Here is an 11,319-nt window from a genome sequence, read left to right on the forward strand (position 1 = left end):
AATTTTCATAATTGTCGCATATCTTTACCCAAGGCAATCATGATTGATCGACTCTCGGTGCAAGCCAGTAGGCAAACTCTTCAGTAAATCTATCGGCTAAAATCGCCTCCCGCATCCTCCCCGTAAAGCGAATCAACTCCGTCACATTGTGAAGCGCCAGCAAAGTATACCCCAGCACTTCGTTAGCCCGCGCCAAATGAGCCAAATAAGCCCGACTGAATTTTTGGCAGGTATAACAAGGGCAAGACTCATCCAGCGGAGCAAAATCCTCCCGGAACCGAGCATTTTTCAAACTCCAGCGTTCCCCACCCACAAAAGCCGTCCCGTGGCGGGCCAGCCGAGTCGGAATCACGCAGTCAAACATATCTACGCCACTAGCCACCGCCAGCGCCATTTCCCGATAAGTCCCAATCCCCATCAAATAACGCGGTTTATTTGCCGGCAACAGAGGCGCAGTCACCTTCACAATCTCTGCGATCAAATCCCCCGATTCCCCGACACTAACGCCGCCGATGGCGTAGCCTGGTAAATCCAAATCTACCAACTGGTTCGCCGCGCGCGATCGCAAATCGGGGAAAACGCCCCCCTGGACGATTCCGAACAAAGCTTGATCCGGACGCGAGTGAGCTTGAATGCAGCGTTGCAGCCAGCGGTAAGTGCGATTTGTTGCAGCCTCCACCTCCTCCCGCGTAGCGGGGTAAGGGGGACACTCGTCAAACGCCATAATCACATCGGCGCCCAACTCATTCTGAATTTCGATCGATCGTTCCGGCGTCAAATTAATCATGCGGCCATCGCGGGGAGAGCGAAAAGTCACCCCATTCTCAGAAATAGTCCGCATTTGGCTCAAGCTAAACACCTGAAAGCCACCCGAATCCGTCAGCATCGGGCCTGGCCAAGCCATAAATTTATGCAATCCGCCGGCGCCTGCGACAATTGCTTCCCCCGGCTGCAGGTGCAAGTGATAAGTATTTGCCAAAACCATTTGAGAACCCGCCGCCTCAAGATGTGCGGGTGTCAAAGTTTTGACATTAGCTAGCGTCCCCACTGGCATAAATTTAGGCGTTTCCACAACACCGTGGGGAGTGGCAAAAACCCCTGCACGCGCTTGGGTATGGCTGCAATTAGCCTGACATTTAAAAGAAAATTTCGCCTTGTCCTCAGTCATTAGTCCCCGATGCTCGTTAACCGCTACTCGGCCGTCCGTGTTATTTAATCTATTGTTGATGACATCGCGACAAAAAACTCACCACCGATGGCTAATGACTGACGATTAAAAGGGGGAATCATCTTCGTCCAATTGCAGATCCCAGTTGCCTGAGAGTACCTGATCGACAACCGCATCCAAAGCTGCAGCATTTAAATTCCGGGCGAATTGCTCTTGCAAAGGATTGGAGAGGGGAATTAACCGCAACTGCCGTCCATCTTGAATCAGGTCAAAATAAGCACCATCTTCAGGGGACTGTTTCAGTTCCAGGTAATCAAAACTATACACGTTCAAATAAAGCGCATGATTGGCAATCAGGGTAGAACGGTGGGGGTTGGCGAAGACTTCGAGCACATAACCTTCCCCTTCGCTATAAATCTGGCCATCTTGTATGTGAAGGTAGCGGACACGTCCTAAATCAAACAGCAATCTTTTGATATCGCGTTTGTTGACGACAATCCCTGTATCGATGATGCAAGGAGCAACTACCCTGTTATTCAATTGATCGTGACTCATGTAGTAAAAGCCTCTGTTGTAGTATTTTCCCGTCTTGAACATCAGGGAGTTAGCTAGAATTCTTGGGAAGGGAAACGCGGATCTTGAGTTTAGTCATTTTAGATAGGGAGCTTTGGGATCGCTGCCGACAGAGGTTTTCCGGGGAAAAGAGCGGGCGACAGGAGGAATGCTCGATCCAAAAAACTAGGGTGTTACAGTCCAATTCTGGCACACACTAATCGATTGACAACTGCATACCAGATGAAAAATTTTCTATCTTATGGTGCATGATAAATGGGTTCGCTCTACGATCGACTTTTTCCGGAATCAAGGCGCTGCCATCGCCGCCGCAGTCGCTTTTTATACTTGTTTGCCGGTACCGGTGTCTTGGACTTTGGAGTTTCGAGGCATTGCCCGCTTGGCACCGGCGATCGGGCTTTTGATTGGGGGGATGGTGGGCCTGGCGGATGTTGGGTTGCAGTTGTTGGGAATGCCTGCTCTGACTCGATCGGCCTTGGTGGTAGTCTTGGGCATCGCCGTGACTGGCGGGCTGCACCTAGACGGGGCAATGGACGCGGCGGACGGGCTGGCTGTACCGGACCCTGTGCGTAGACTGGAAGTCATGCGGGACAGCGTTACAGGAGCCTTTGGGGCGATGGCTGCGATCGCGATCGTGCTGCTGAAAACTGCCGCTCTCTCGGACTTGAATAACTATCGGTGGCTGGCTTTGATGGGTGTCGCCGGTTGGGGAAGGTGGGCCCAACTGGTGGCGATCGCCCGCTATCCCTATCTGCGGGCCGAGGGTAAGGGAGCATTTCACAAAGAATCAATTTATTCTCCTTTTGATTTTATCCCAGGAGTGCTGTTGCTGCTTAGTTTGAGCGTGGTGCAAGTTGTCTTGGAGGGCGATCGGTGGCTGTTGGCGGTGGGGATGGCTCTGGGGGGAAGTGCGATCGGAATTTTTGCCGGAGCCTGGTTTAACCACCGTTTGGGCGGCCACACGGGCGATACTTACGGTGCCGTAGTCGAGTGGACGGAGGCTTTATTGCTGTGTCTTTTGGCGGCTTTGGAAGGGTAAGTTATGCCATGTTGCCATTGTTTGAGTGAAGACTTTAGTCCTCAATTTAGCAAATAACGACGGTTCTAGCAGGTGGAAATCCGCACTCAATAGCAATCGTTTTCATCCTGTCTGCCTTCAAATGCCACCCTAGATTAGATACAGCAAACCTCAAACTTTAAAGAAAGCTATGGGATACTTTATTGCTGCGATCGTCCTCGGAATGTTAATTGGGGCTGGGTTCGAGATTGTCCAAACAATCCGCAATTGGGAAACGAATCCCGAAGAAACTACCAGCAAAATTCAAGCTGAAATGGTCAAAGAAACATATCGCGGTCAATTTGGTGCCGATGCGCTGGAGGGAGGGAGTCAGGCTGTCGGAAACGCACTCCACGCCGGCCAGTGCGCCGCCGAATCTGCTCCAAGTGAGATCATCGGTCATGTGGTAGAAGGCTTGTTGCACGTGCTACACCATTAATATCGTGTCTGCTAGCGTAAGTTGTGCAAGTGTTTTTGATGCTGTAGGGGCTGGTTTTACGAATAATTTTTGACGCACACAAACAATCTCATAAACCCGCCCCCATACAACTAATAACCTATATCAACCTTGACTTTGATCGAAGGGAAAAAATGTACATTGACGTTTACCGTTTAGAGAGAGGGGGCGGGTTTATGGGATTATTAGTTTTTGGCGTAGATGGTTGATAAAACCCGCCCCTAGGAGAGCGCACATTATACAAAAACCAACCAGCCGGACATGATATAACAACACAAAATGAATGGAAAATGCCACTGCAAATTTTCCATTCATTCTCACTTTTTACGCTTTCGGATCAACCCAAACGCTTATCCCTTCAACTCTCAAACCTTTGCCGCGAGTGCCGCAATATTGACCGTTAGCAGTAACAGGAGTATCGCCCACATTCTGAATGTGAGCCGTATAAAATACGTCGTATTTATCAGCTTGCGGCCCTGTCAGGCGGGCGGCAAATCCCTCAATGCGCTTGGCTTTGCCCCGGAAACCGGCCAACTCCCCTTCCGAGATCCAAGCAGTATCGCCAACTCCTTCAACGTGAGCCATATACTGCAAATTTAAACCGGCAACGGGAGGCTCTATTTTTATTTGAAATCCTTCCACGCGGCGGCCTTGAGCTTTAGTACCCGCATATTCTCGATCGCTAAAAGTTCGATCGCCAATTCCTTGAATATGCGCCAACACTTTTAAACCCACAGGCGCCACTGTTTGGGAACTCGCAGACTGCGCGATCCAAACTTTGATGCCCTCTATTCTCAAAGCTTTGCCGCGAGTGCCGCAATATTCGCCGTTGGAGGACACGTCGGTGTCGCCGATATTCTGAATGTGAGCGCTATAAAATACGTCGTACTTATCAGCTTGCGGCCCGCTCAACCGCACCGCAAATCCCTCAATTCGTTTCGCTTGACCCCGAAAACCTGCCAATTCTCCTTCGCTGATCCAAGGAGTATCGCCAACCCCTTCGACGTGAGCCATGTACTCGACATTTAAACCGGGAATTGGGGGATCGATATTAATTTGAAATCCTTCGACACGACGCCCTTGAGCTTTAGTACCCGCGTATTCTTGAGCACCGAAAGTTCGATCGCCAATTCCCTGAATGTGTACCAAAACTTTGATTCCCAAACCGCCCTCTACGGCCACCGCTGGTTGAATTTTCTGGGGTGCCCCAAAAACAATGTTCCCGGAACCGGTTGTCGGGAGAGACTTAGGTACTTCCACGCTGGGAACAATAATTACCTCGTGCATGGGGGCAGAAGGTGCGGGGGATTCCAAAATCTGGATCTGTGGCGCAACTGTAACTTGTTTCGGTGCCACCTTTCCTGACGGGATGACAATCACTTCTGGCAAAGGTTCGGCGCTGATTTTTTGTTCTGGCGCTGCTTTAAATGCGGGTTCGACTTTTGCAGGTGCTGCTTTTACCATCTCAGCAATGGTTAATTTGCCTCTGGAAATGGCTACGGCTATTTGTTTGCCAAAAGCGGCGCTGACTGTTTCTTCGAGAATTACCCACTGTTCGTCATCTAATTTGTCTTGCTGTTCCACCAGGGCGAGCACTGCTGAAACTGGGTGTTTGCCGCTGACTAAGGATTCTGCGTCGGAATGCAGTTGAGTTGGGGTTGATTCGGAAATCGCGCGCTGCAGTTCGCGGGCTCTGGCATGAACTGATTGTAAGGGCCCGAAGTCGCTTTGTTCGCGGTGGGCGATCGCCAATACTCGATCGATCACTTTCAATGCTGCATCGCGAATTTCTGCTTTACCTTCAGAAGCTGCGGCAGTCTCGACTAAGTTTTGAATGTCTTTGAGGGAAGTAATTTCCCCCGGCGCGATCGCGGATTTGTTGAGTTCGAGAGCTTGTTTTTGGACTGCGGCAAAGTTGCGGCTGTAGGCTGCTACTTCTTGCAGCAAGCTGTCAGAGGGAGGAAGACCGGAGTCTTGCAGTTGTTTTGCTGCCATTGACAGGCGATCGGCCAAATTAGCATAAGTTTCCGATAGTCGGGCTATTTGTTGTAGCAAATCTTTATGAGCTAGTTCCATATGTCTTGCCGTAAATATTTAACTTGCTGATTATAGACGTTGAGCGTCTTCTGAAGGTAGAAGGCAGTAGTCATCAGTCATTAGTCCTATGGAAGAAGAAAAATGCTCCCACTCTCCGACTCCCCCACTCGGACACTCTCCGACTCGCTCACCCAGACACCCGGACACTCTCCGACTCCCCACTATCCGACTCCTCCTCTGGCATCCCCCGCGTGATCGCCGTCACAACCGTGCAAATACTTAGTCACACTCTGCGACTCCGGCTGTCACGAGTGGCCCGTAACAATGTCACACCTATCGAGCAATAGCCGTCACTGCTGATTCTGTGAAAACACTTGATACTGAGGCTTGAACCAATAAAATTCCGAAGTGTTATGGTACTAATTCGCGATCTCGCCCAGCAAGCTCTGGCTCTAGGCTATCTAACCCTTGAAGCCGAAAATCAACTGCGGCGGATGTTAACTACCACCAAGTATGACTTGGAAGACTTAAATGCTTTTATGGCTTTGCAACTAGCAGCTATGTCCGGAGGAGTGAAACAAGAGTCTCGCGAGCTGAAAAAATTTGAAATCTTTGGCGAGACGGCTTCCGAAACTTCCTGTTAGTAATTAGTTGGCTTTTGATTAGTTAAAATTTAGTAAAGGACATTCTTACCGTGCAGATTCGTGAAGTTGTAAAACAAGCTATTGCCGCTGGATATCTGAGTTTGGAAGCGGAAAATGAAATGCAGAATATTTTTTCCTCAGCCAAGTGTGATTTAGAAGATTTGAATGCTTTTATGAGCTTGCAGTTAGCTGCGATGGCGGGCCGCGTGAGGCAAGAGTCTTTGGAATTGATGAAAATGCCAACTTTTTCTGATAGAAATTAATTTTTTATTCAGGCATGGGGCGAGGTAAATATTAACTTTTCTCCTTAAAAAAGACGGAAAAAATTTAATTGTTTTGCTATTTTATATACTAATTATTTTAAAAAATATTGGTACTTTGGTTCACTGGGTGTTGAGCAAATTAACTAAAATTGAAAAAAATATTAAAATGAATATGTAAGTAAATCGTGATGACTCCACTCCTCCAAGGTCAGGCTTGGATGACCCAACCCGTCAAGGCGTAGTTAAAGTGTTTGCTTCGTAAAACTTGAGCATTATTCTTGAAATGTTATGTATTGTTAACGCACTATCAAATGGAGAAGATTTATCAATCGCCCCAAGCAGAGATTTCAAGCGTTTTAGCCACTTTGTAGGCGTTGCATAATTGCGGGATAATTTTGATTGTTTTTTTGTGGGATAGGCTCTCGTAGCCCGAAGGCGGGTATTTTCACAGCAGGGGGAACACCCCCAAATAATCATCCTCAAATTGTCTAACGCCCCTTTTTCACCTTCTTGACAGGTATGGCTGGGATGAGGGCAAAGAATTTATGATCAGTGATTAACTGGACTGGGTATGAAGCAACTAATATTATTTACCCTCCATCGACCGCAATAAAATTAGTTGGTAGTGAGGACTTTAACCCTCATAAAACTCGCTCGTACTTCGGTCGTCAATACAAACGTTATAACGGTTATAATACCCACTTTTATATAATCACTGAGACTATTTCCTACGACTCCGACGCTCTAACTCTTTAATTACCCTCAGAACAAACAGCGACATTAAAGCGCCAATTAATGCCAGTTGCCACAACCCGCATCCTGCCGCAGTTCCTAAAGCGGCTGACACCCAAATAGCGGCGGCAGAGGTGAGCCCGTGAACTTCAACTTTGCCTATTTCCTGTCGATTTTGCCGCAGAATTTCTCCACCTCCCAAAAACCCAATCCCGGCAGCAATGCCTTGAATTACGCGCGCTACAGCATCTCCTCCGTTTTCATTTTTACCCATTGCCAGCGGCATTAAAACAAACAGTGCACAACCCATACTAACTAGCATATGAGTTCTCAAGCCCGCTGGTTTGTTTCTGAGTTGGCGCTCCCATCCAATAATTCCGCCAACAAACATGGCTAGGCACAACCTTAACAGTATGCCTAGCCAATTATCGGGAGACCACAAGTTAGCGATCGACAATGTTTTACTGCAAATAATTAATCCGAAGATTCCAATATTAGCGGAGTACGATGTCCGATCGCAATCTCACTGCCAAATCTTGTTCCGGGCGAATCACCAGCACGTCAACGCTGCGCCGCCCCAACAATACTCCAGCTAAAGCGCCGATCCCAGCGCCTCCCAATACTTCTTCAGTCGCGATCGCTTTGTCGCCGGTAATGCCTGCGAGTGCTGCTGCTGCTGCTGCACCCAAGGCTGCACCTTGCGCTACTGAACCTGTGCCAGCACCTTTTTGGACTCTTTCGGTTCTGGTAATAATTCCTGAATTTCCGTCAATCCGATAGCGTTGGCGCCGGCTGATAACTAACTCTCTTGCAACAAATTGAGTACCACTTTGATTGCCTCTTCTGACAGGTTGCAGTGCCCCGACTATCTGGCTGCCTGCGGGTATTAATACTCTGCCTTGAGGTGTGCGGATGTCTTGCGCTACTGTTAAAGTTAAAGGTGCAGTTTCTTCGCGGGTGACAACTATTTTGTCTTTTTCATAGCTAACTGGAATTACACTGCCCGAGGGAATTCGGATGCTATCAAATTGGGAAATTCGTTGTTGAGCTTCTGCGGGAGTAGCTACCACCAGCGGCGCGCTGGTTCCCACTGTAATGCCCAGTGCGAGGATTGCTGCTGTTGCTGAACGCCATTTTTGAGAAGTAATCATATAAATTGTCTCCTTGCTTCAGTTTTTGTTTACTTAGGAACGCACTACTGCTAAATTTGTTTCTGGTTTCGCCTTCATCTGATGTTTTGATTATGGCAGGCGGGAATTCTAGAAGTTGGGAAGATAAGGTAGATAATCCAGAATTTTAAAATTTTGAAAAATAGATAAAATCGGCAAGAGTGGGAAGATAAGGAGGATAAAGGAGAGATTTCGGTTCATCCTCCCCCTTAGCCTCTAATTAGTTAAGGTGAAATTCCAGCACGAAGGCTGGGATCGCCAGGTTAATTGTTGAGAGCGTTTAAAGCTAACAATCCAGCACCGAAAGCTGGTTCGTATCGGGGCGAAATTACCTTAGCTTTTGGGGCGATCGCACTTATGGCTGCTTCAAACCGACCTCGGCAATTTGCCTCGCCGCCCCACACACCTCCTACGATCACAATTTCAAATTCTTCTGTTTGGTTAAATAGCGCTGAAATGGCTATTTTTGTTGAATAGGTTAATTCTGCCACAGCATTATTGATAATGCTGTCAGCGACGCGATCGCCCTCTGCTGCTGCTCCCTCGACAATCGGCGCTAAAGCTGCAATTTCTTTGACTCCCCAACCGCGCCCGTAAACGACTTCTACCAATTCTTCTAGGTTATTGAGGTCTAAATGCTTTTGAAATTTTTCCGCAAGCACGGTAAAATCTTCGCGTCCGTCATAGAACTTCAAAGCAGCTTGCAAACCCTGAAGGGCGATGTTATATCCGCTGCCTTCATCGCCTAAAATATATCCCCAACCCCCGACTCGTTTAGTTTTCCCGTGACGGTTTTGCCCGAAAACAATCGAACCGGTTCCTGAAATAACGGCGATACCCACTGGATGGCCTGTACCGCCAGCAAGTGCGATCGCGCAGTCACTGGAAATTACTATATTCCTGGGCAGGAACGATCGGGTTACTGGTAAAGTATTTGTCAACTGCAAGTTCTGCACTACAAATTGCACTATTTCACGATCTTTTGGACGCCCGACGCCTGCTAGTCCCAGACCAATTGCTTCTATGTTGAGATTGCCTACAGCCTCGACCTGAGCGGACAGAACTGCTCGTTCGATCGCCAATTGGATGGATTGTTTTGCTGTCTCAATTCCCAGGGTTTGATAATTTGACGGCCCTGCTTCACCCCGTCCTAAAACAAGGTGGTTGTCATCCATTAAAAGGCAGATAGTTTTAGTGCCGCCGCCGTCGATGCCGAATACGTAGCTCATGAATAATTTAGAGAATAATAGAGCAACCCAGATTAACAGAGATATGTCTATTCTACGCTTTGTACAATCCGATTAAATCGACAGAGCAATGCTAATAATAATTAAACCTAATAATGCTAACCAAACCAGATGGCGCTGACACCAATTTTTGATCGATTGCAGCCCGTCGCCACTGCTGTAAGGGATCGTCTGTGGCACAAGTGGCTCAGCTCGATCGTGATAAAGCGTGCATTCTTTGGCAAAGGGACGCTGCGGGTAGTTGCAAGTGTCGTCTTCGTGATAAATACAGGTAGCACACAGAAATTCTTCGGGTTTCGATCTATAAAGAGGGATACCCGGATGACCGAAAGCTTTGAGAGGGGTTTTGCAGTGCGGACAGGCGAGCGCTCGGGCGTCTACAGGTTGGTGACAGCGGGGGCAATCAGGCATAGACAGCGGGGTTATGGGGTAATGTGGTGGGTAGGCTCATTAGCGGGTTTTCCGAACGCCGATTAGCGCGATCGGCTCGCCATCAGGCGGCTGGATGCTCCAAAATAGAAAGGTAGGTGTGCGCTGATGTAACTTTAAGTTTACAGATGGTTTCGCAGCGACAGCAGGCGACCTGAGCCGATCGGGTATGAAAGGACAAACATTAGGAAAAATCTATGGATAACAATAGCAACTTACTCAAACAACTGGTAATGCTGGGCATTGGTACTACCTCCCTGGTGGCAGAGAAATTGCAGGAAGTGAGTGAGCAATGGGTCAAAGATGGCAAAATCAATCCTGAGCAAGCCAAAACCTTTGTCGATGACATGACGGAGCATCTCAAGTCTGAACAGGGCAATTGGGATACGCAGTTGCAGCGGCAACTACGGAATATGCTGCAAGATATGGGAGTCCCCCGACAGTCCGAAATGGATGAGTTGCGGGGAAGGCTCGATCGTTTGGAACGTCAGATGCGGGATTTAGAAAACCGTAACTGGCGCTGAGTTCGATCTTCTTCGAGGGCTTCGCTAACGCCCGCGAGGAGTTCGCTGTTATCTTGTGATAAGATTGTCACCCGAAGCCAGAAGGCTAAAAAAGGCACTTATGTAGAAGCCATTTATGTAGAATTACAAACATTCTGACTTCATACTTTTGCCTTGAAAATTATCTGGTATCTGCCGTTTTTTGGTGGAAAAGTTCAGATAAAATTTGCTATTTCTTGTTGTAGTAGATGTCTTAGATATCTAAGATATCGCGGTTAAAAGTATCAGGAGGATTAATTTTGCGAGGAGTTTTAGTCAGCTTGGGGGTAATGCTGGTTTGCTTTGTGTTTTTGATAGTCGCTCAAATGGGCGGTTCTAGGTCCCAAGCAGTTGCAGCCGAATTGAACAATCTTTTACCCGAGACTGCTATTGAGAAATTGTCAGCGCAGTCTTTGAATGAAAATAACTTGCTAGTAGCTGATGCTACTTTACCAGAGGTACCAGCTACTATCGCTGGCAATAACATGACTGATAATACTGTCACAACAGATTCAGGTCTGAAATATGTTGAATTGAAACAGGGTGATGGGGCGACTCCAAAAACCGGCCAGACAGTTGTGGTACACTACACTGGAACTTTGGAGGATGGCACGAAGTTTGACAGTTCGCGCGATCGCAATTCTCCTTTTCAGTTCAAAATTGGCGTAGGTCAAGTAATTAAGGGTTGGGATGAAGGTGTCGGTACGATGAAAGTTGGAGACCGCCGCAAGTTGATTATTCCCCCTGAACTCGGTTACGGTGCTCGCGGTGCGGGCGGGGTGATTCCTCCTAATGCTACGTTGATTTTTGATGTGGAATTGTTGAAAATCGCTGGCTAGGTAGCTCAATCTAATTCAACGTAAAACTTTTACGGTGTTTAGAAACCCGGTTTTTTTATTAAGAAACCGGGTTTCTGTGTATGTCCCAATACGGTTCAGTTAAGAGCTATGCAGTGCTTAAAACAATAAATACAGGAGGATTCATTATTATTCCAGTACCTC

At 47.7% G+C, this 11,319-nt stretch carries 13 protein-coding genes; 6 read left to right on the forward strand and 7 right to left on the reverse strand.

Annotation, left to right across the window (positions count from 1 at the left end; genetic code table 11):
• Positions 1-37: 37 nt before the first annotated feature.
• A complete protein-coding gene (tgt, locus tag QUA57_RS24040) occupies positions 38-1,168 on the reverse strand; it encodes a tRNA guanosine(34) transglycosylase Tgt (protein ID WP_333036234.1) in 1,131 nt (376 codons plus the stop codon).
• Positions 1,169-1,273: 105 nt separating this feature from the next.
• Positions 1,274-1,723, reverse strand: a complete 450-nt coding sequence (locus tag QUA57_RS24045) for a hypothetical protein (RefSeq protein ID WP_333036232.1) — start codon at positions 1,721-1,723, stop codon at positions 1,274-1,276.
• 259 nt (positions 1,724-1,982) lie between these two features.
• On the opposite strand from QUA57_RS24045, the gene cobS reads away from it, so the two are divergent.
• Both cobS and QUA57_RS24055 read left to right on the forward strand, forming a co-directional pair.
• Positions 1,983-2,780 carry an adenosylcobinamide-GDP ribazoletransferase gene (cobS, locus tag QUA57_RS24050; protein ID WP_242722367.1) on the forward strand — a complete coding sequence of 266 codons (798 nt, stop codon included), beginning with the start codon at positions 1,983-1,985 and terminating at the stop codon, positions 2,778-2,780.
• A gap of 169 nt (positions 2,781-2,949) precedes the next feature.
• A complete protein-coding gene (locus tag QUA57_RS24055) occupies positions 2,950-3,237 on the forward strand; it encodes a hypothetical protein (RefSeq protein ID WP_333064036.1) in 288 nt (95 codons plus the stop codon).
• A gap of 342 nt (positions 3,238-3,579) precedes the next feature.
• On the opposite strand, the gene QUA57_RS24060 is transcribed toward QUA57_RS24055, so the two are convergent.
• Positions 3,580-5,331, reverse strand: a complete 1,752-nt coding sequence (locus QUA57_RS24060; RefSeq protein ID WP_333064038.1) for a hypothetical protein — start codon at positions 5,329-5,331, stop codon at positions 3,580-3,582.
• A 374-nt stretch (positions 5,332-5,705) separates the two neighbouring features.
• Between QUA57_RS24060 and QUA57_RS24065 the strand changes: the two genes are divergently transcribed.
• Both QUA57_RS24065 and QUA57_RS24070 read left to right on the forward strand, forming a co-directional pair.
• Positions 5,706-5,936, forward strand: a complete 231-nt coding sequence (locus tag QUA57_RS24065) for a hypothetical protein (RefSeq protein WP_333064039.1) — start codon at positions 5,706-5,708, stop codon at positions 5,934-5,936.
• Between the two features lie 50 nt (positions 5,937-5,986).
• Entirely contained in the window at positions 5,987-6,199 is a 213-nt protein-coding gene (locus tag QUA57_RS24070; RefSeq protein ID WP_333064040.1) for a hypothetical protein, read from the forward strand.
• A 721-nt stretch (positions 6,200-6,920) separates the two neighbouring features.
• Here the strand turns inward: QUA57_RS24070 and QUA57_RS24075 are convergent.
• The 4 genes from QUA57_RS24075 to QUA57_RS24090 all read right to left on the reverse strand — a co-directional run bounded on the left by QUA57_RS24075 (position 6,921) and on the right by QUA57_RS24090 (position 9,758).
• On the reverse strand, positions 6,921-7,322 hold the full coding sequence (locus tag QUA57_RS24075; RefSeq protein ID WP_333036220.1) for an MgtC/SapB family protein: 402 nt from the start codon (positions 7,320-7,322) through the stop codon (positions 6,921-6,923).
• Between the two features lie 103 nt (positions 7,323-7,425).
• Positions 7,426-8,082 (reverse strand): hypothetical protein, encoded by a 657-nt coding sequence (locus QUA57_RS24080; RefSeq protein ID WP_333064043.1) that lies wholly within the window; start codon positions 8,080-8,082, stop codon positions 7,426-7,428.
• 281 nt (positions 8,083-8,363) lie between these two features.
• Entirely contained in the window at positions 8,364-9,329 is a 966-nt protein-coding gene (locus QUA57_RS24085; RefSeq protein WP_333064044.1) for a BadF/BadG/BcrA/BcrD ATPase family protein, read from the reverse strand.
• Positions 9,330-9,401: 72 nt separating this feature from the next.
• Positions 9,402-9,758: a zinc ribbon domain-containing protein gene (locus QUA57_RS24090; protein WP_333064045.1), complete on the reverse strand. Its 357-nt coding sequence runs from the start codon at positions 9,756-9,758 to the stop codon at positions 9,402-9,404.
• A gap of 215 nt (positions 9,759-9,973) precedes the next feature.
• On the opposite strand from QUA57_RS24090, the gene QUA57_RS24095 reads away from it, so the two are divergent.
• Positions 9,974-10,300 (forward strand): phasin family protein, encoded by a 327-nt coding sequence (locus QUA57_RS24095; RefSeq protein WP_242723321.1) that lies wholly within the window; start codon positions 9,974-9,976, stop codon positions 10,298-10,300.
• A 278-nt stretch (positions 10,301-10,578) separates the two neighbouring features.
• Positions 10,579-11,157: an FKBP-type peptidyl-prolyl cis-trans isomerase gene (locus tag QUA57_RS24100; RefSeq protein ID WP_333064047.1), complete on the forward strand. Its 579-nt coding sequence runs from the start codon at positions 10,579-10,581 to the stop codon at positions 11,155-11,157.
• Positions 11,158-11,319 lie beyond the last annotated feature (162 nt).

Origin of the sequence: Microcoleus sp. Pol7_B2 (assembly GCF_036701035.1) — a bacterium.
Taxonomy (GTDB): domain Bacteria; phylum Cyanobacteriota; class Cyanobacteriia; order Cyanobacteriales; family Microcoleaceae; genus Microcoleus.

Coding starts and splice junctions, on each gene's coding strand:
- QUA57_RS24090 (WP_333064045.1), bottom strand. CDS start 9,758: ATGCCTGATTGCCCCCGCTGTCACCAACCTGTAGACGCCCGAGCGCTC.
- QUA57_RS24085 (WP_333064044.1), bottom strand. CDS start 9,329: ATGAGCTACGTATTCGGCATCGACGGCGGCGGCACTAAAACTATCTGC.
- QUA57_RS24055 (WP_333064036.1), top strand. CDS start 2,950: ATGGGATACTTTATTGCTGCGATCGTCCTCGGAATGTTAATTGGGGCT.
- QUA57_RS24080 (WP_333064043.1), bottom strand. CDS start 8,082: ATGATTACTTCTCAAAAATGGCGTTCAGCAACAGCAGCAATCCTCGCA.
- QUA57_RS24060 (WP_333064038.1), bottom strand. CDS start 5,331: ATGGAACTAGCTCATAAAGATTTGCTACAACAAATAGCCCGACTATCG.
- QUA57_RS24065 (WP_333064039.1), top strand. CDS start 5,706: ATGGTACTAATTCGCGATCTCGCCCAGCAAGCTCTGGCTCTAGGCTAT.
- QUA57_RS24045 (WP_333036232.1), bottom strand. CDS start 1,723: ATGAGTCACGATCAATTGAATAACAGGGTAGTTGCTCCTTGCATCATC.
- tgt (WP_333036234.1), bottom strand. CDS start 1,168: ATGACTGAGGACAAGGCGAAATTTTCTTTTAAATGTCAGGCTAATTGC.
- QUA57_RS24095 (WP_242723321.1), top strand. CDS start 9,974: ATGGATAACAATAGCAACTTACTCAAACAACTGGTAATGCTGGGCATT.
- QUA57_RS24075 (WP_333036220.1), bottom strand. CDS start 7,322: ATGTTTGTTGGCGGAATTATTGGATGGGAGCGCCAACTCAGAAACAAA.
- cobS (WP_242722367.1), top strand. CDS start 1,983: ATGGTGCATGATAAATGGGTTCGCTCTACGATCGACTTTTTCCGGAAT.